This is a genomic window from Microcoleus vaginatus HSN003 (assembly GCF_022701255.1).
In the GTDB taxonomy this organism is placed as follows: Bacteria; Cyanobacteriota; Cyanobacteriia; order Cyanobacteriales; family Microcoleaceae; genus Microcoleus; species Microcoleus vaginatus_B.
This window is the reverse complement of sequence record NZ_CP031705.1, coordinates 6,059,566-6,078,024: the sequence shown is the minus strand read 5'-3', so window position 1 is coordinate 6,078,024 and position 18,459 is coordinate 6,059,566. Positions and strand designations below refer to the sequence as shown.

The following is an 18,459-nucleotide window of genomic DNA, read 5'->3' as shown; positions in this document are numbered from 1 at the left end:
ACTGTTGACGGGCGGGTCGAAAAACTGAATGGTTGAGTGTTAACTGTTGGCTCGATTTTATTATTCCGATGTAACCGGAAACGATATGAGAGACAGATTGGTAAATGATGCGTCACCCTGTGAAGACATTTTTGCTAGAAACTCACAATCTAATTTCGATGCACCAGGGAATAAATGGTGCATCAAAATTAGATTGTAGGTGATGATATCAAATCTGTTAGCATCGGAATTATTCATATCTCTCTTCTTTTCATCTGCGTGAATCCACGTTAATCCATTGTCATCGGCGGCCCGAGAAATTCTCTTTTTTTAACCGCAGATGAGGGCAGATAAACACAGATTTACGCAGATGAATTCTATCAAATCCGGTTGCACCCTCGGTGATTGTTGACCCTTCGGCATCGCTGTGGACTGGGTTTTATCAGGGCGAGGCTATCGGATTTGGTATGGTTGAAAATTACCAAACTGACGCACAGTAACGCTTTCGCAATTGCCAATTGCCAATTGCCAATTACAACTTACCAATTCCCCATTAACATTTAGCTTTGAGGGGAATCTCGATCGCCAATTCTGTACCCTGTCCCGGCGAAGAAGTGCATTTGAGCGACCCGTTATGTCTGTCGGTAACAATTTGATAGCTAATTGACAAGCCCATCCCAGTGCCTTTACCCACAGGTTTAGTGGTAAAAAACGGGTCAAAAAGCCGAGTGCCGACACTCTCCGGTATTCCCGGCCCGTTGTCAGCAATCCGAATGATTACCTTGCCCGCTGGGGATATTTCAGTGCGGATGCGGATGTGGCTCGGCTGTTCCCGCATTTCCTCAGCACAACGGCGCAGATCCCGTTCTTCCAAAGCATCCAAAGCATTGCTCAAGATGTTCATAAATACTTGATTTAACTGTCCGGCATAACATTCTACTAAGGGCAGTTGACCGTATTCTTTAATCACCTCAATTTCTGGATGATTGTGTTTGGCTTTGAGCCGGTGCTGCAAAATCATCAAGGTGCTATCTATGCCGTCGTGGATGTTGACTGCTTTCATTTCCGCTTCGTCCATGCGGGAAAATGTGCGGAGAGAAGCAACAATTTGTTGAATTCTGTCTGCACCGACTTTCATTGAAGAAAGCAACTTTGGTAGGTCTTCCATCAGAAATTCAAGTTCAATATTGTCTACTTCCTCTTGAATTTCCGGGACTGGATCGGGATAGTGGTTTTGGTAAAGTTCGATTAGGTGTAACAAGTCTTGGGTATAGTCGTTGGCGTGGGTGAGATTACCATAAATAAAGTTAACTGGGTTGTTGATTTCGTGGGCTACTCCTGCCACGAGTTGACCGAGAGATGACATTTTTTCGTTTTGAACTAACTGGGATTGAGCGCTGGTTAATTGCTGCAAAGTTTCCTCTAATTCGCGAGCTTTATTGCGAGTTTGGGCGTAAAGATCGGCTTGGTTGAGTGCGATCGCCAATTGAACTGTAATCGCTTGCAACAATTCAACTTCGCTGTCGCTCCAAGGCCGCACAGAACTGCAGGAGCAGCAGCTAACTGCACTTATTACCCCAGAAAGTGCCTGCATGGGAATGATTAATACAGATTGGTAGCCCATCGATCGAACGATTTGTTTCCAAACAGGATCTGCGACTGTTTCGACATCATCCACCCGCAGCATTTCCATCTGCAATACTTTTTCTCCCACAGGACCGAAGTCGGAAGCTTGATAGCTACCTGTTAAATCGGGAAGTTCCCGAAGGCGAGATTCTTTAATAATTTCCCAGAAAGGCTCCTCTCCGTCGTCGCGATACCAGGCAAAATTGCAGCGATCGATCTGCAGGAAAGCGCGAATTTCTTGGACGGCGACAGCAATGATGCTGTCGAAATCGAGGGAATTACGGATTTGAGTAGTGAGGTTGTTGAGCAATTTTTCTCGATCGGCCTGCTGTCTGAGTCGGGCTTCCGATCGCCTCAAGGCAATTTCTCCCCGCTTGCGATCGGTAATGTCTTCGGTGACAGCTAATAGATATTGCGGTTTGCCATCCGCATCGAGTATTGCGGTTTTCTTCGTATGAAATATGCGAGTATCGCCTTCTCTGGTTTGAATCAGTTCTTCGGGAATGTCTACAATTTGCCCGCAGGCGAGCGCTTCCCGGTCTTTGGCGGTGAAAAAGTCGGCTTGTTCTCTGGGGAAAAAGTCGCAATCATTTTTGCCCATAACTTCTGCTGCACTGAAACCGAGCAACTCTTCGGCCGCCGGGTTCCACAGTACAAATCGCAACTCTTCGGCTTCTTTGCCAAATACTCCTACGGGTATGGTGTTGAGCACTGATTCCATAAACTGTTGGGCGTGTTGGAGTTCTGCTTCTGCCTGTTTGCGATCGCTAATATCTCGGACGTTGGCAATGACGCTGAGATTGCCGTTGAGATGAATTCTGGACAGGGCAATTTCTGCATCAAAAGTTGAACCGTCGTTGGGACGCCTCGCTTTCCATTCCACGCGACCTGTTTCGCCGGCTAATACTCTTTCCCAAAGTTTTCCCATTTGTTCAATGGGATTGTCGTCACTTGAATAGTCATTTTTACTTGATAATTTTGTTGCTTGTTCCTGGCTCACTCCGTACATTTCTAACATTCGATTATTGACATCGAGAATGTTGCCTTCTAAATCGTGAATGAAGATAGCATCGTAGACATTGTTAAATATGGTTCGCAGGTTTTGCTCGGAAACTTGCAGCGCTGCTTCTGCCTGTTTGCGATCGCCAATTTCTTGTTCTAATTGCGTGACTGCTTGGGAAAGTTCCGCCGTGCGCTCGCTCACTCTGTCTTCTAACTCGACTGCTGCTTGCCGTAGTGCTGCTTCGGCGGCTTTGCTATCGGTAATGTCGATTACCGTACCGAACAGTTTTACCGTCTTGCCGTTCGCATCGGTTTCGACCTCACCCAAGGCGTTGAGGTGTCGCAGACTACCGTCGGGACGGTAAAAGCGGTAGTCAAAATCCAAGGGAATGCCGAAGTCAATTCCCTGCTGTAATTGCGTTTGCCACAATTCCAAATCTTCTGGATGGGTCCAAAAGCTTTGCTGCTCTCTGCTAGGCGCTGTCTGTGCCGGTTCGAGTCCGAAGATGCGGAAGAGTTCCTCTGACCAAGAGACGGTTCCCGTGGCTACGTCGAGTTCCCAATTGCCGACGTGAGCGATCCTCTGGGCTTCTTGTAGCTGCCGCTGGCTTTGGCGGATGGCGGTTTCGGCAACTTTGCGATCGGTAATGTCGAACAATACGCCACAAAATATTATTTCGCCGTTCTCGTTGCGGGTGGGCATGGAGTCACCCTGCCACCAGCGAATTTCGCCGTCGGGCTTGACTAACCGTCCTTCGTAGTGCCACAGGGAAAGGTTTTCTACGGCTTCGGAGACGGAGGCGATGTAGCTTTCAAGGTCTTCGGGGTGGATGCGAGAAATGAATGTATTTAAGTCTCGCGTCATTTCTGCTGCTGTGACGCCGATGAGATTGAAGATGTGATCGCTAACGTAGTCCACTTGCCAAACTCTGTCCCGGTTGCAAAACTGGAACAAAGCTCCCGGGATGGTGGCTGCGATCGTCCGAAACTTGGTTTCGCTGGCACTGAGGGCGGCAAAAGTCTGTCGCAGTTCTGCCGTGCGTGCTTCTACTCTGCGCTCTAGTTCTGCGTTGGCGTGTTGTAAGGCTGCTTCTGCTCGCTTGCGATCGGTAATGTCGGTGGCTGTACCGGTGGTGCCGAGGAAGTTTCCGGTTTCGTCGTACAGGGCGATCGCGTTAAACATCAAATGTTTCATGCTGCCGTCTTTGGCAATGTGGGTGCTTTCGTATTGGAAAACTGATTCTCCAGCAAACAGGCGGGCGAAAACTTCTAAATCTTTCTGGCTTTGTTCTGGTGTCGCAAAGTCGGAGAAGGGCCGACCGATCATTTCTTCTGGTTCGTAACCGTAGATGTACTTAACTGCTGGGTTGAGGAAGGTATAGCGTCCTGAAGCATCGACCGACCAAATCATGTCTTGGGAGGTTTCTACCAAGCTGCGATATTTGGTTTCGCTGGCTTTGACGGCTTCTTCTGTTTTTTTGCGTTCCGTCATGTCGCGGGAGACGCCGACAGTCATTGCAACTTGGCCGTCTTGATTGCGGATCGGTGTTTTGACGGTGCTGAAAAGCCGCACTTCTCCGTCGTAGCGCGTCACCGGTTCTTCGGAAATTTGCAGAGTCTGTCCGGTTTCAAATACGAAGGCGTCATCTTTGATGTACTGGAGAGTATTGTCGGTATCGGCGAAAGGTGCGTCTACTATGTCTTGAAGTTCTTCTTGAGTCATTCCGTAATAGTGGCGGAATGCTTGATTTGCCCAAACAATTTTGGATTTGGGGCCTTTGACTAATACCATATCGCCGATCGAATCGAGAATTTGGTGATATTTTTGCTCGCTGTCGCGGAGTTTCTGCTGCGCGACTTCGATTTCTGCTATTTGCCTCTGGGTTTGCAAGTGTAGTTCGGCTTGGTGGATGGCAATTGCTAAATGGTCGCCTACTTGTCTGGCAAATTCGATTTCGTCTTCTTGCCACTGGCGGGGTTGACCGCAGGAGTGAATGCACAGCAATCCCCACAGGTGTTGCCCTTGCAGCAGCGGTACGACTAAGTTTGCTCGGATTTGAAATCGCTTGAGGATTTTGAGGTGGCACGGGCTCAACCGGGCTTTGTAAATGTCCGTGACTGCTTGAACGTATCCTTTGGCATAGTTGGCGGCAAATTGTTCGCCGAAACAGTAGTCGCGGACTCTTGCTCCCAAAGATGGGCTGTATTGGGGCAGTACGTCTTCGGACACTACTTCGCCCTCATTCCATTCGGATTCGGGAAGAAAGCGGTAGACGGCGACTCGATCGGCATTTAGGAGTTGCCGAACTTCGGTGGCTGTGATTTTGAATATTGTTTCTAAGTCTAGGGATTCACGAATTTTGCTAATAACTCCCATCAGCGCTTGCAGCTTTTTGAACCAGGTTTGAGACTGCGTTTGTCTTTCTAGGTGAGCTAGTTTCTCGCGCAGGTTGCTGACTTCGTGATACAGGTATTCATGAAACATAATGCTTTTTTTTTAGTTATTTTGCGGTTTGTTATCAAGGTTGATGGCATCTCAATAGCGCTCTGCAAGTTGAGTCTGGTAACTCAAAAAGGCCAAGAACATATTCTCCTCCTTCTGCTACCACTTAGCAGCTACTCACGCTGCATTTCCGTATTTTTTCGAGATTGGGAAATCAATCGACCATCTTAGCTCCCGTACATTTACTGAAAAAAGGCCTAACTTGCTACCTCATAAATTGTCAATTATTGAGAAGTATGATAACAAAACTTACACATAAACCCCGTTTTTTAACGTAATTAAGTCAGAGACGCTCCGAAAGTAAAAGGAAGAAACCCGGTTCCATTGCGCGATCGGGAGGAGCGTCCCTGACTAATTTTGACATTTTTTTTGCTTCCCTTCGGTTGCAATTGTCACCTTTTTATTATTACCGCCAAAAGGATAAATTTCGTATAAACTCGCATTTCGCTTTCTACCTTTAAAGTGCAACCGTGTGGTTCTGCCATACTATCGCGAGTGAGAGATAACCCTAAACCAACTGCTTGTTGGTTTTGTAATATCAATTCCGGTTGCACCGGAATTATTGTTGACTGTTGACTGTTGACTGTTGACTGTTGACTCGATTTTATTATTCCGATGCAACCGGAAACGATATAAAGAAAACATGGAAGATTATTGCTGAAATTTTTAGAAAAATTGCGCTGCCATTGTCGCGAAGAAAAAAATTAACTGCTTTTGCCAATTTTTGCTCTCTTACCAAATTTGTGAGAGGACAATAGTGTGTTTATTGCTCGGTTTTTTGCTACCCATTTTTCTGCTTTTGAAATACAGCATAACAAGCATAATTAATAATATTTATCAAAGCGAGGTTTAAATCCTCGAAGCCAACTTCCGAGAGCGATCGCACTGTCATCCTCAATATAAATTATTATATTGAAGTGGCGAGCCGGCTGCTATTCAACGAATTGCTACAAACTTAAGAAGCCGTTTTCAGCATCGCCCTAGCTTCCTCAATATTTTGGGCAACCACTTTGCCCGACTCGATAAAGGCTGCTCTTTCAGTATCGCTGAGTTCGAGTTCCACTATTTGTTCGACTCCCTGATATCCCAAGCGGCAGGGCACGCCTAAAAAGATATCTTGCACGCCGTATTCGCCGTGCAAATAAACGCAGCAAGGCAAGAGTCGCGACTGATTTAATAAAATAGATTCTACCATCAAACAGACAGAAGATGCGGGTGCAAAATAAGCACTACCAGTCTTCATCAATTCTACAATTTCTGCGCCGCCGTGGCGAGTCCGCTGTACGAGTCGCTCGATCGCCCCAGCATCCATAAGTTGATTGATGGGAATACCGTTGACAGTAGAATAGCGGGGCAAAGGAACCATTAAATCGCCATGAGAACCGATGACAGTTGCATTGACTTCAGCATTTGAAACGCCCAATTCCATAGCAATAAAAGTTTGAAAGCGGGCGGAGTCGAGAACTCCCCCCATACCTATGACTCGGTGTTTTGGCAAATCCGCTGCTTCCCAAGCTAAATAAGTCATGATATCTAGGGGATTTGTGACTGTGATTAAGATTGCTTCGGGAGAATGCTCGATCGCCTGTTTTGTGGCTTCGGTGACAATTCGAGCATTGATTTTAATTAAATCTTCCCGATTGATACCGGGTTTGCGGGGCACTCCGGCGGCAATTACTATGATATTTGAGTTTGCCGTATCTGTATAATCATTTGTACCGACAATTTGGCGATCGTGGCGTTCCACTCCCCTGGCTTCCATCAAATCCAAAGCAACGCCCTGCGGCCACCCCTCCACAATATCTAGCAATACTACATCTGCCAGATTTTTCTCAGCAATTCGCTGGGCTAACGTACTGCCGACTTTGCCTGCACCAATAATTGATACGCGGTTTGATGGAGAATTCATTGGATTTTAGATTTTAGATTTTAGATTTTAGATTTTAGCAATCAGCTTAATTGGGGAAAGGTGCGCGGTGTGCACCCTTCGCTACATTAAGAACAGTGATGTTGAGTTTTGGTGAGTTAGTTAAAATCTTCGAGTTGGTCTACCCGCAGCCAAATATTGGGGGTGGGTACTTTGCCAAATTTGACGAAGGCGTAGTCGCCGCGAACATCCATCACTTCGCCCTTTGTTTCAAATATATACGAGGAAAAGCGCTGGTCGCTGGCTTTGGCTTCTAGACTGTTTTCCAATTTTTCGCGTACAGCGCGAACTATACTGCCTTTCTTGATTGCCATAACTTGCTTTGTTTAGTTTAAAAAACTATACAAATTTTAATCTAGATTTGGCTGGAAAGGACTTCTTCTTTCTTCTGACATCTGGCACCATTCTCGCTTAACAGGATTTCCGACTTGTTCGACAATAGTTCAATATTCTTGTGGGCTGGGTGTCCCGTCCGCCCGTGACAGTCTTATTGACAAGGGTACAAGATATCAGTTCTTCCTTCTTCCCTCTTCCTTCTTCCGCCTTCTTCCTTCTGCTTATTGCTGACATCCGTTACATCCGTTACATCCGTTACAGAATCCGTTGCCGAACTTCCTTCTTCCTTCTGCTTATTGCTGACATCCGTTACATCCGTTACATCCGTTACAGAATCCGTTGCCGAACTTCCTTCTGCTTATTGCTGACACGCGGGGCAAAAATGAGTCGATCGCCCTGCTAATTTTATACGTTCGATGGTTGTGGAGCAAGTGCGACAGGGTTGACCGGCGCGATTGTACACCCAAGCGACGCCACCGTAGTTGCCGTTGACACCTTGGACGTTGAGAAAATTGCTAAAAGTCGTGCCACCGGATGCGATCGCCTTCTGTAAAACTTGAATAATAGCTGTATGGATGCGCCCAATTTGCTCTGCGGTCAAATCCGCGCACAGAGTTGTGGGCATCACTCCCGACAAAAACAAAGTTTCGTCTGCGTAAATATTGCCCAAACCAGCTATCAGTGACTGGTCTAGCAAAGCTGTTTTAATGGGTCGCGCCCGCCGGTGCAGCTTGCGGGTCAAATATTCTGTTGTAAACTCGTCTGAAAACGGTTCGGGGCCTAAAAGTTTGAGACCGATGACAGTGCTGGAAACCTCGGTTTCTGCGGGCACGTACCACATTTGCCCGAAGGTGCGCTGGTCTACAAACCGCAATTCTTGGTTTCCTTCAAAAAACAGCCGCACTCGCGCGTGTTTTTGCAGGGGTTCGGATCGGTTCACCCACAGCAGTTGTCCCGTCATCCGCAGGTGAACGCCCAACCAGCCGGCTTTTGAAGGAAGGAGGAAGGAAGAAGCAAGAGGGGAAGAGCTTGGAGTTTGAGCCCTAAATTCTCCCCCTTTCCCTTTCTCTCTTTCTCCTTCTGGGAATTGAGATAGTTCTGCCAGGAGGTATTTGCCGCGTCTGTACCAGCGGGCGATCGACTTTCCTTTGAGTTTTGTCAAAAAATCGGTCGCAGAGATTGAGCGGGCGATCGTGCTGTTTAACAACACGTCCCCGCCCAAAATTTCTCGATCGAGGGTTGCTTGATTCAAACCCCGGCAAATAGTTTCAACTTCTGGCAGTTCTGGCACAATTAGCGTTGTTCTGTTCCTTGACCTTGAGGCGAACCTTGGACGGTGCCGGGCGTTTCGGAGCCCGGTTCGCTGCCCGTGTAACTTTTCGGCTGCTGCGTGGGGGTACCCTGGCCGGTTTGCCGAGTCCTCTCGTCGAGCGTGGTTTGTTTGCCGCCGGAAGCTACTGGAGTCCCTGCTTTCGTTTTTGCTGTGGGTGCTGCCACTTCAACTAATTCGCTTTCGGCGTAGTTGTTGGTGTTGACGCCTGCATAATTTACGTTGTTAAAGCGAACGATAACTGGGTATTTAATGCCGCTTTTGTCTACCGTAGCAACGATGCCCACTTCTTGATACCAGTAGGATTCTTTGCGGAGAATCCGGACTGTAGAACCGCGTTGAACCATGAGCTTTTTTTCCTTTGCGATGAATAAACGGATCAAGCCATTTTTTTTACTCTAGTCGATCGCGCGACGCATTTAAAGTCTGCAACGGATTTTTTACCTCCCACGCCGTTTTTTGTCTGCTGTTTGTAAAGAAAAGTAAATACTTTGGTAGGGCGATCGCTGCGGTTGCAAAATAAATAAACCCACATTATCCGTCAAATAAAACCAGTACGATCGAGTTGAAAACAAACTTTACAAATAGTTGTGAATTGCTACAGTTTAATGTTCTGGGAAATTCTGATAAGTTATGACTGAACCTCACGCCACAGTAATACTCGCGATTAGTGCCGACGGTAAAATAGCAGATGCAGTCCGATCGCCCGCGAGATTCGGTTCTGCCAACGACAAATCCCACCTCGAACAGCAAGTAGCAGCAAGTGACGCGGTTTTGTTCGGCAACGGCACTTTACAGGCTTATGGGACGACGATGAGAGTGATTTCGCCGGAATTGGTCAAACAGAGGGAACTGCAAGGGAAGCCCCCACAACCGGTGCAAATTGTATGTTCGCGATCGTCCCAATTTGACCCAAACTTGCGATTTTTCCAGCAACCTGTGCCTCGGTGGCTGCTGACAGGGCAAGACAGTAGGGAAACGGCAATGCCGTCTCCGTACCCGACGAAAGACAGTAAGTTCGATCGCACATCTGGCACCATTCTCAAGAACGGGCAAGATGCCCGTTCCACAACAGATGCCCGAGATGCCCGTTCCACAAGAGATGAATTTTCTTGTGGAACAGGCATCTTGCCTGTTCATAAAAGGCTTATTGAGAATGGTGCAACATCTCAATTCGATCGAATTATCTATGCAAAAACCGCAGGTGGAGAGATTGATTGGATTGATGCGTTTCAACAGCTAGCAAACTTCGATATCAAACGCTTGGCGATTCTAGGCGGGGGGAAACTGGTAGCCTCTGTGCTGGCTGCAGGCTTGGTAGACGAACTTTGGCTGACGGTGTGCCCGTTAATTTTGGGCGGCGCGGATGCACCGACACCTGTTGAGGGAGAGGGTTTTTTGGCGGATGTAGCTCCGAAATTGGAGCTTTTGGCGGTTAAACAGGTGGGACAAGAGGTATTTTTGCATTATCGAGTCGATCGAACTAACTGAAGCTCAAACGTACTCCGAGACTAGGGTTGGACGATTAAGCCCTCCGATCCCCCCTAGCCCCCCTTAAGAAGCAGGGAACCGGAGGCGCTCAAAGTCCCCCTTCCCCTCAAAGTCCCCCTTCTTAAGGGGGATTTAGGGGGATCGGGTTTCGGACAAAAGCGAGATTTGTCAGGTTTCAAGGTTCTGTTGACACCAGTTGCCATTCAGCTTTCCCAGCGATCGAATAATTGTATTAACTTAAATGAAGTTCGATCGCTCTACGCTCAAATCTCCCTATGCTGAAACAGCCAAAACCTGAATATTCTGTAGCCTGGATTAGCAAAATAGGCGAAATCCCGCAAGCCTCCTGGGATGCCTTGGCGATGCCACTCAAAACTCCATTTCTCGAATGGGATTGGCTGAACAATCTCGAAGTATCGGGCAGTGCGACAGGTAAAACCGGTTGGCTACCGCATCACTTAACAGTCTGGCGAGACAAAAAGTTGATTGCTTGCGCGCCACTTTATGTCAAAAGTCACAGTTACGGCGAATTTGTGTTTGACAATCAGTGGGCGGATTTAGCTCAACGTTTGGGTGTTCAATATTATCCGAAATTGATGGGAATGACGCCGTTTACTCCGGCTGAAGGCTATCGGTTTTTGATTGCCGAGGGAGAAGATGAAGACGAGTTAACAGGAGTAATGGTAAGCGCGATCGACCATTTTTGCGATCGCCACAATATCTCTGGTTGCAATTTCCTTTATGTCGATCCAGAATGGCGCGAAAGAATGGAACGCCACGGTTTCAGCAGTTGGCTGCACCACAGCTATATTTGGCAAAATCAAGGCTATCAAAATTTTGACAATTATTTAGGCGCATTTAATGCTAACCAGCGCCGCAATATCAAGCGCGAACGCAAAGCAGTTGACCAAGCTGGTTTGTTGGTAAAAACGCTGACAGGCGATGAAATTCCCCAAGCCATGTTTGCTCAAATGTATGCTTTTTATGAGAATACTTGCGACAAATTTGGTTGGTGGGGAAGCAAGTATCTGACTAAGCGATTTTTTGAACAGTTGCACCACAATTATCGCGATCGAGTTTTATTTGTAGCCGCCTACGACAAGGAAGATGACAGACAGCCGGTTGGTATGTCTTTTTGTTTGTATAAGGGCGATCGACTGTACGGGCGTTATTGGGGCAGTTTGCAGGAAATAGACTGCTTGCACTTCGATGCTTGTTACTATACGCCGATCGAATGGGCGATCGATCGAGGAATCCAAAGCTTCGATCCCGGTGCCGGCGGGAGGCACAAAAAACGGCGCGGCTTTCCAGCTACGCCCAATTATAGTTTGCACCGATTTTATAACAACCGTCTGGCGCAAATTCTCAAGTCTTATATCGGTCAAATCAACGAAAGAGAACAGCAAGAAATTGATGCCGTCAACGAGGATTTACCTTTTACTAAGTTACCTCCTTTGGTACTCGGCGATTGACGGTTGACTGGGAATTTGGAATTGGAAAGGGGGAATTAGTAACAGCCTATTGGTGTCAACATAATACTAAAACCCTGTGTATATCTCGTTTGTATCGAAGTTTCGATCCCCCTCAATCCCCCTTAAGAAGGGGGACTTTGAATGCTCTTCCCCCTTTATTAATGGGAGTTAGAGAGGACGTAAGAATACTCTTGTCCACCCCTTATTAAGGGGGGTTAGGGGGGCTCGAAACTCAACTATAAACGATATTTATTATGGATTTTAGTCTTAAGTTGACACGAATGGTAACAGTCAACAGTCAACCGTCAACAGTCAACCGTCAACCGTCAACCGTCAACCAATTAACCTAATTCAAAATTACCTTGCCATCTTCCTGAATTTCCAACGATTTTGTATCAGTGCCCAATTCAGTTGTCGCGCCAAAACTGACTTGCAACATTCCCGGCATCGCGGTTGCTTGGGGGCGAGCCAGCAGCAATCCGCCGTCTGGGCGCTGGTAAGTGAGGGTGATTGGCACTGGGAGGGTTTGAAGCAAAATTTCCGATTGTTCGCCCAGAGTGCGCGGCTGGGTAACGCCTACGATTTGATAATTGATGACAGCATTGGTGGTATTCACCAGTTTAATTACTATCCCGCCTTCGGCAGGCGTAACTCGCGCACTGGGCAGGGGAAAGCGGGGAGGCGCGTCTGTGGGTGTAGATGGCATCCCGCTGGGGTCCGGACTTGCAGCCGGAGTTGGTTGACTGACGGGTTCTTCAGTGGCTGCGGGAGTTTCTGCGGGAGTCTCTGCGGGTTGGGAAACGGGTTTTCCTTGTTGGGGCGGGGGGCCGCCGGCGTGGGAAAGTGTTGCGAGACTAACGAGTAAACCCCCGCAGGTGGCGGCTAGCAAGCTGATTTTTTTTAACGGTAGATTGTGGCGAAACATAAATAACTCCTCACAAGTTCGATCGAGGTTTTCCAACAAAGTTCATGTTAATCTATGCGTGAATTGAATTTTAATAGCAGGGTTTGGGCCAGAGGTAAGAAGAATCAGGCTTGAGAGGTAGATTTTTTAACCGCAGAGGGCGCAGAGGGCGCAGAGGAGGAGGGAAAGTTTTAGGGGCGAGATGCTTCTGATTTGTGTGCGGGGAGGGTGACGGTAACGGCGGTACCTCGATCGACTTGGCTGTCAATGCGGATTTGGCCGCGGTGATTTTCGACAATTGCTTTGGCGATAGCTAATCCTAAACCGGAACCGGCGGCGCTGCGGTGGGTGCGGGCGGGATCTGCGCGGTAGAATCGATCGAACAAATGCGGCAGGGCTTCTGCGGAAATTCCGATGCCGGTGTCTGTTACTTTTATTTGCAGCGCTGGATTTAACATCGCCGAATTTCTTTTGTTTTTAGCTGCAAGCTGCAATTCTACTTGAATTTGACCGCCAGAGGGCGTGTACTGCACGGCGTTGCTGACGAGATTGGTAAAAAGTCGGGCGAGTTGATCCCAGTCGCCCAACAGTGTAAAGTTTTCCTCAGCGTTGGGCAGATCGACAATTTCCAAAGAAAGAGAGAGATTTTGGGTAGTGGCGATCGCCTGTTGTTCTTCAATTACCTCCATCAGCAAAGCATCGAGAGGAACCTCAATCCACTGCTGCTGCACGATACCGCTGTCTTGTCTGGCTAAAAACAGCAAATCATCAACCAAGCGCCCCAAACGGCGGGTGAGACGTTCGATAACTTGTAGCTGTTGATGCTGCTGCGGTTCGATATCCGGTTCCGCTAAAGCTACTTGGACGTTAGTTTGAATAGTGGCGATCGGATTTCGGAGTTCGTGAGAAGCATCAGCAGTAAACTGTTTGAGACGCCCGTAAGACTCCCGCATCGGTGCCATCGCCAATCCCGACAGCAGCCAGCCAATAGCTGCAACGCAGATTAGAGTTAAACTCGCGCCCAAAATCAAATCAAGAATTAATTGGCGGATGGGTTTTGTCACTTCAAACCAAGGATGGCTGACTCGCAAATATCCCAGAACTTGGCGCCCGATTTGTACTCGCTGCGTTACTTGTCTGAGGGAATAGTTTTGATCGGACTGCAACTTATTATTAATTATCCAAACTGTTTCGCCGGTACGGTTAGCGTGAATTGGAATCTTCAGCGGTTCCGATAAAGTAGACCACAGCAATTCGCCCGTAGGACTGAACCATTCTAAATCAATGTGGTCGTCTTCTACTGCATCGGTGCTGTCTCGAAAACTAGCTTGAATATTAACTTTAAATTTATTTTTATCTGTGGTGTTAGGGAAAGTTAGCGGTTCGATAACGAGAGTTCGCTCTATTACTTCGACAACATGATTAAGAGTGTCATCAATGCGATCGATCAAAGTATTGCGGACGTAAAAATAGAAACCACTGGCGAATACAAGTAACAATACAGCAGTAACGGCTGTGTACCAGATAGCGAGGCGGCGGCGGGTAGTTTGAAACATTGGAAATGGGTAATTTTTTTTTACTAACGAACCGCGAAGACGCGAAGGGCGCGAAGGAAGAAAATATCCAGAGAATCTTAAAGCGATTGTGAAGTAATAATCATTAACTAACACTTAACCAACCATTTACAAATATAACGCTCTTCTCTTCTCTTCTCTTCCTTTGTGTCCTTCGCGCCTTCGCGGTTCGTTAAAAAAAGCATTGTTCAGAAGTCCTGCAATAATTGCTACCACAATATTCCATTATTAATACTTCAGACAGATGTCGAGGTAGCTGCCAGGCTGATAATCTACTCGCTAAACTTTTTAGGTAAAAGCCTGTGAACAAATTTTTATTTCGAGCCGCGATCGGGCTATTAATGGCGTTTTTTGGAGCAATAACCTATTTTACAAACGACGTACAAAATCCGGTAACAGGAGAGAGACAGCGGGTGCAACTTTCTCCCCGCCAAGAGATAGTTTTGGGATTGCAGGCGCGAGATCAAATGGCCGCCAAGCACGGGGGGCTTTATCCCAGCCAGAGTATTCAGCAGTATATCGATCAAGTAGGAGCACGAGTTGTCAACGGTTCGGCGGCGCAACAAGCAGGTTATCCGTTTGAATTCCACCTGCTGCGAGACGCCGAAACTGTCAATGCTTTTGCTTTACCGGGAGGACAAGTTTTCATTACTGCGGGGCTGCTGCGGCGGCTAAATTCCGAGGCTCAGTTGGCTGCTATACTCGGGCACGAGGCCGGTCACGTTGTGGCGCGCCACGGTGCGGAACACTTGGCAAAACAGCAGTTGGGTAGGTCTTTGGTAACGGCGGTTGGGGTAGCTACTAGCGACGAGCGCGGGGGTGGTCAGCAGGCAGCATTAATTGCTCAAGCTGTCAATCAAGTTGTCGGTTTGCGGTACGGTAGGTCTGATGAACTTGAGAGCGATCAGCTCGGTTTTCGGTTTATGACGGAGGCGGGTTACGATCCTAGAGGTATTGTTGAGGTGATGCAAATTCTCGGTGCTGCTAGGAAGGGCGAAGCGCCACCGGAATTTTTGAGTTCTCACCCCAACCCTGAAAACCGAGTTGAAAAGTTGCAAGCTTTAATCGCACAAAATTACCCTAACGGCGTTCCAGCTAATTTGGTGTCTGGACGCGATGAGTTTGCTAAGAATTTGTCTGGCGGTTAGGGATAATTGCAGCGGGCTTTACAAAAGTTATTACTAAAGGCGGATCTAAGTTTGGCTTTAAGTTGGCACGATCGACTTAATGAGCGATCGAGCAATTTGAAAGTTGAGAACCATGATGGAATCTTGGATGATAATCGGCGGCGTGACTTTCTCAGTCGCCTTCGGCACTCTGTCTTTTAAACTGCGGGATATTAACTGGGCTGTTAAACTTCAAAGACCAGATTGGATGTTTTTTGAGCCTGCTATTCCGTTAATTTGGACGGTAATTTTTGCTTGCGGGGCGGGCAGCGCTACTTTCGTGTGGGAACAGGAGCCAGGGAGCCTTAAAACATGGCTGTTGATGGCTTTGTACTTGCTTTTAGAAATTGTCACAGTTGCTTATATTCCTGCTACTCTCAGAGCCAAAAGTCTCAAAGTAGGGACAATTTTGGGAGGGGCTGGCGAGATTGTGGGAGCTGTGTTGACGTTGGCTGTTTTGCCGATTTCTCAAACCGCGGCTTTGTTACTTTTGCCTTACGTGATTTGGGGTGCGATCGGCACTTATACAACTTGGGAAATGATTCAATTAAACCCAGAAGCTGCATAAATATTCGGTGATCTTCGGCGCACCCTACATACTATAACGCTCTTCTCTTCCTTCGTGTCCGTAGCATCTTCGCGGTTCATTAAAAAAAGCATTGTTAATCATAGCAAATCCGTGCTAGCGGGTTAACCCACCCGATAAAGTGAGGAAATCCGCTTAACATTGTCTGCCTAGTTGATGAGAAAATAGATGAATAAAACTGCTTTAAATCAAAGGATGACAGCTATCAATGGCCATTAAAGACCAGCCCCAACCACCTCGTTTTCGACAAATTAGCAATGTCTTGTTATTGCTCTCAAGTTTGTTCCTGCTGGCAAACATCTTTTTACCGAATTTGTTCGGCCCTCAAATTCCCCAAGTGCCTTACAGCTTGTTCGTCCATCAGGTTCAAGAACAAGATGTAGTCCGAGCTTCGGTAGGCCAAAATGAAATTCGCTACCAACTAAAAGGCGAAGGATCCCAACCCGGTCAAGTGCTGTCAACTACGCCGATTTTTGACCTGGAACTTCCTAAACTTTTGCAAGAAAAAGGCGTTGAATTTGCGGCAACTCCCCCTTCTAAAAATGGCTGGATTGGAAGTGTTTTAAGCTGGGTGGTGCCGCCGCTGATTTTTGTGGCGATTTTTCAATTTTTCATGAACAGGCAGGGTGGCGGGCCTCAGGGTGCGCTCTCGCTCGGCAAAAGCAAAGCTAAGGTCTATGTAGAAGGCGAATCGGCGAAAATTACTTTTGCTGATGTGGCTGGAGTAGAAGAGGCTAAAACTGAATTAGTCGAAGTTGTTGAATTCCTGAAAACTCCTGACAGATTTACGGCAATTGGCGCGCGAATTCCGAAAGGCGTGCTGTTAGTCGGGCCTCCGGGAACTGGCAAAACTCTGTTAGCTAAAGCAGTAGCTGGTGAAGCGGGCGTGCCGTTTTTTAGCATCTCGGGTTCGGAGTTTGTGGAACTGTTTGTAGGTGTTGGTTCTGCAAGAGTTAGAGATTTATTCGAGCAGGCTAAGAAACAGGCTCCTTGTATTATTTTCATTGATGAATTGGACGCGATCGGCAAATCTCGTAGCAGTAACGCTAGCTTCGGTGGGAATGATGAACGCGAACAAACTCTCAATCAATTGTTAACTGAAATGGATGGTTTTGCGGCGGGCAATACTACGGTAATTGTGCTGGCTGCAACTAACCGCCCGGAAAGTTTGGATGCTGCTTTGTTGCGCCCTGGTCGTTTCGATCGCCAAGTTTTAGTCGATCGCCCCGATTTATCTGGCCGCCAAGAAATTTTGAACATTCACGCTCAAAAAGTGAAGTTGGGCCCGGATATTAATTTGAAGGCGATCGCCACTCGCACCCCCGGTTTTTCCGGCGCAGATTTGGCAAATTTGGTGAATGAAGCTGCTTTGTTGGCGGCGCGCAACAAACGCCTAACTGTAGCACAGGAAGACTTTGCAGAGGCGATCGAACGAATTGTAGCTGGCTTGGAAAAGAAAAGCCGCGTGCTCAATGAAAAAGAGAAAACCATCGTTGCTTATCACGAAGTCGGCCACGCGATGGTGGGTGCTCTGATGACTGGTAATGGCGAAGTTGCCAAAATCTCGATCGTCCCTCGCGGTATGGCTGCTTTGGGTTATACTTTGCAGTTGCCGACTGAAGACCGTTTCTTGTTAGATGAATCGGAATTGCGGGGTCAAATTGCGACTTTGTTGGGCGGGCGATCGGCTGAGGAAGTGGTGTTTGGTAGTATTACTACTGGCGCTTCAAATGACTTGCAAAGGGCGACTGATTTAGCTGAACGGATGGTGACAACTTACGGGATGAGTAAGGTTTTGGGGCCTCTAGCTTACGATCGAGGTCAACAATCAATGTTCCTCAACGACGGTATGGGAAATGCCCGCCGTGCGGTAAGTGCTCAGACTGCTGAGGCGATCGACCAAGAAGTGAAGGAAATTGTCGAAACTGCACACCAGCAAGCTTTGGATATTCTGAAAGCAAATCGAGAATTGTTGGAAACAATTACGCAGAAACTGTTGGAAACTGAGGTGGTGGAAGGTGATTCACTTCGCGAATTCCTTCGTCAAGTGCGGCCTTTAGATAAGGTTGCGGCTTGAGGTTAATAGGGTTTAATTAAACCGCAGATGAACGCAGATGATTCCAAATCATCTGCGTTTTTTGATCGCACTCCACGATGAGCCGACGGAAACAGACAACGGCAAACGGACAAACCCGCGTTTGTGCGATCGCAATCTATCGAAGGCTTACCACCATTCCGCAAACCCCCAAAATTGGGCGGAACAGGAAAAGATCCTGTTTGGCAGATTGACGACAGCAAGATCCTCCAACCCATGTCAGTATTTTGCCAAGCGCTACAATGCTTTTAGAGAAATACTGGAGTTTAGACTAAGCACCTCTTAAAGCACGGTTAGATTTCAACTTAAGAACGGCAATGGTCGCTGGTGAAGAGCTATGAGGCTCAACCACTAGCATAGATGCCGACGACCGTTGACGTTCTCTTCGGCTGACAACCTCAAAAAAAAACTGTCTGCGATAGTTTCAACAGACAGCGTAAGGGTAGAAGATTGAGAATTCAGCTAAAA

At 47.4% G+C, this 18,459-nt stretch carries 15 protein-coding genes; 6 read left to right on the top strand and 9 right to left on the bottom strand.

What is annotated here, in order from left to right:
* Positions 1–532: 532 nt before the first annotated feature.
* The 7 genes from D0A37_RS26050 to D0A37_RS26020 form a co-directional block, all read right to left on the bottom strand.
* The gene (locus D0A37_RS26050) at positions 533–5,092 is read right to left on the bottom strand and encodes a PAS domain S-box protein (RefSeq protein WP_242718856.1); all 4,560 of its coding nucleotides are present in this window, start codon (positions 5,090–5,092) and stop codon (positions 533–535) included.
* A 973-nt stretch (positions 5,093–6,065) separates the two neighbouring features.
* Entirely contained in the window at positions 6,066–7,019 is a 954-nt protein-coding gene (gene mdh / locus D0A37_RS26045; protein ID WP_242718854.1) for a malate dehydrogenase, read from the bottom strand.
* A gap of 116 nt (positions 7,020–7,135) precedes the next feature.
* A complete protein-coding gene (locus tag D0A37_RS26040; RefSeq protein ID WP_006635201.1) occupies positions 7,136–7,351 on the bottom strand; it encodes an NAD(P)H-quinone oxidoreductase subunit O in 216 nt (71 codons plus the stop codon).
* 97 nt (positions 7,352–7,448) lie between these two features.
* Positions 7,449–7,607 (bottom strand): hypothetical protein, encoded by a 159-nt coding sequence (locus D0A37_RS26035; RefSeq protein ID WP_242718852.1) that lies wholly within the window; start codon positions 7,605–7,607, stop codon positions 7,449–7,451.
* 124 nt (positions 7,608–7,731) lie between these two features.
* A complete protein-coding gene (locus D0A37_RS26030) occupies positions 7,732–8,664 on the bottom strand; it encodes a DNA-formamidopyrimidine glycosylase (protein ID WP_242718850.1) in 933 nt (310 codons plus the stop codon).
* Positions 8,665–8,666: 2 nt separating this feature from the next.
* Positions 8,667–9,050, bottom strand: a complete 384-nt coding sequence (locus D0A37_RS26025) for a photosystem I reaction center subunit IV (protein ID WP_006635199.1) — start codon at positions 9,048–9,050, stop codon at positions 8,667–8,669.
* Between the two features lie 32 nt (positions 9,051–9,082).
* Positions 9,083–9,238 carry a hypothetical protein gene (locus D0A37_RS26020; RefSeq protein ID WP_242718848.1) on the bottom strand — a complete coding sequence of 52 codons (156 nt, stop codon included), beginning with the start codon at positions 9,236–9,238 and terminating at the stop codon, positions 9,083–9,085.
* Between the two features lie 98 nt (positions 9,239–9,336).
* Between D0A37_RS26020 and D0A37_RS26015 the strand changes: the two genes are divergently transcribed.
* Both D0A37_RS26015 and D0A37_RS26010 read left to right on the top strand, forming a co-directional pair.
* On the top strand, positions 9,337–10,194 hold the full coding sequence (locus D0A37_RS26015) for a RibD family protein (RefSeq protein WP_242718846.1): 858 nt from the start codon (positions 9,337–9,339) through the stop codon (positions 10,192–10,194).
* A gap of 275 nt (positions 10,195–10,469) precedes the next feature.
* Complete coding sequence (locus tag D0A37_RS26010) at positions 10,470–11,666, top strand: GNAT family N-acetyltransferase (protein WP_242718844.1); 1,197 nt, start codon at positions 10,470–10,472, stop codon at positions 11,664–11,666.
* A 346-nt stretch (positions 11,667–12,012) separates the two neighbouring features.
* Here D0A37_RS26010 and D0A37_RS26005 read toward each other — a convergent pair whose 3' ends face one another.
* Together D0A37_RS26005 and D0A37_RS26000 are read right to left on the bottom strand one after the other, a co-directional pair.
* On the bottom strand, positions 12,013–12,591 hold the full coding sequence (locus D0A37_RS26005) for a hypothetical protein (RefSeq protein ID WP_242718842.1): 579 nt from the start codon (positions 12,589–12,591) through the stop codon (positions 12,013–12,015).
* A gap of 170 nt (positions 12,592–12,761) precedes the next feature.
* Positions 12,762–14,126: a sensor histidine kinase gene (locus D0A37_RS26000; RefSeq protein ID WP_242718840.1), complete on the bottom strand. Its 1,365-nt coding sequence runs from the start codon at positions 14,124–14,126 to the stop codon at positions 12,762–12,764.
* A gap of 320 nt (positions 14,127–14,446) precedes the next feature.
* Here D0A37_RS26000 and D0A37_RS25995 point away from each other — a divergent pair, with 320 nt between their 5' ends.
* The 4 genes from D0A37_RS25995 (at position 14,447) to D0A37_RS25980 (ending at position 18,277) form a co-directional block, all read left to right on the top strand.
* Positions 14,447–15,292, top strand: coding sequence for a M48 family metalloprotease (locus D0A37_RS25995; RefSeq protein WP_242718838.1), 846 nt, complete (start codon positions 14,447–14,449; stop codon positions 15,290–15,292).
* A gap of 112 nt (positions 15,293–15,404) precedes the next feature.
* Positions 15,405–15,878, top strand: coding sequence for a TspO/MBR family protein (locus tag D0A37_RS25990; protein ID WP_242718836.1), 474 nt, complete (start codon positions 15,405–15,407; stop codon positions 15,876–15,878).
* Between the two features lie 226 nt (positions 15,879–16,104).
* Positions 16,105–17,973, top strand: a complete 1,869-nt coding sequence (gene ftsH4, locus D0A37_RS25985; protein WP_242718834.1) for an ATP-dependent zinc metalloprotease FtsH4 — start codon at positions 16,105–16,107, stop codon at positions 17,971–17,973.
* A 37-nt stretch (positions 17,974–18,010) separates the two neighbouring features.
* Positions 18,011–18,277, top strand: a complete 267-nt coding sequence (locus tag D0A37_RS25980) for a hypothetical protein (RefSeq protein ID WP_242718832.1) — start codon at positions 18,011–18,013, stop codon at positions 18,275–18,277.
* The last annotated feature ends 182 nt before the right edge of the window (positions 18,278–18,459 follow it).

Bases quoted from the DNA above. Each gene is read 5' to 3' on its own strand.
- D0A37_RS25990 (WP_242718836.1), top strand. From the start codon at position 15,405: ATGATGGAATCTTGGATGATAATCGGCGGCGTGACTTTCTCAGTCGCC.
- D0A37_RS26000 (WP_242718840.1), bottom strand. From the start codon at position 14,126: ATGTTTCAAACTACCCGCCGCCGCCTCGCTATCTGGTACACAGCCGTT.
- mdh (WP_242718854.1), bottom strand. From the start codon at position 7,019: ATGAATTCTCCATCAAACCGCGTATCAATTATTGGTGCAGGCAAAGTC.
- D0A37_RS26005 (WP_242718842.1), bottom strand. From the start codon at position 12,591: ATGTTTCGCCACAATCTACCGTTAAAAAAAATCAGCTTGCTAGCCGCC.
- D0A37_RS26050 (WP_242718856.1), bottom strand. From the start codon at position 5,092: ATGTTTCATGAATACCTGTATCACGAAGTCAGCAACCTGCGCGAGAAA.
- D0A37_RS26025 (WP_006635199.1), bottom strand. From the start codon at position 9,050: ATGGTTCAACGCGGTTCTACAGTCCGGATTCTCCGCAAAGAATCCTAC.
- D0A37_RS26040 (WP_006635201.1), bottom strand. From the start codon at position 7,351: ATGGCAATCAAGAAAGGCAGTATAGTTCGCGCTGTACGCGAAAAATTG.
- D0A37_RS25980 (WP_242718832.1), top strand. From the start codon at position 18,011: ATGATTCCAAATCATCTGCGTTTTTTGATCGCACTCCACGATGAGCCG.
- D0A37_RS26035 (WP_242718852.1), bottom strand. From the start codon at position 7,607: ATGTCAGCAATAAGCAGAAGGAAGAAGGCGGAAGAAGGAAGAGGGAAG.
- ftsH4 (WP_242718834.1), top strand. From the start codon at position 16,105: ATGGCCATTAAAGACCAGCCCCAACCACCTCGTTTTCGACAAATTAGC.
- D0A37_RS26020 (WP_242718848.1), bottom strand. From the start codon at position 9,238: ATGTGGGTTTATTTATTTTGCAACCGCAGCGATCGCCCTACCAAAGTA.
- D0A37_RS26010 (WP_242718844.1), top strand. From the start codon at position 10,470: ATGCTGAAACAGCCAAAACCTGAATATTCTGTAGCCTGGATTAGCAAA.
- D0A37_RS26015 (WP_242718846.1), top strand. From the start codon at position 9,337: ATGACTGAACCTCACGCCACAGTAATACTCGCGATTAGTGCCGACGGT.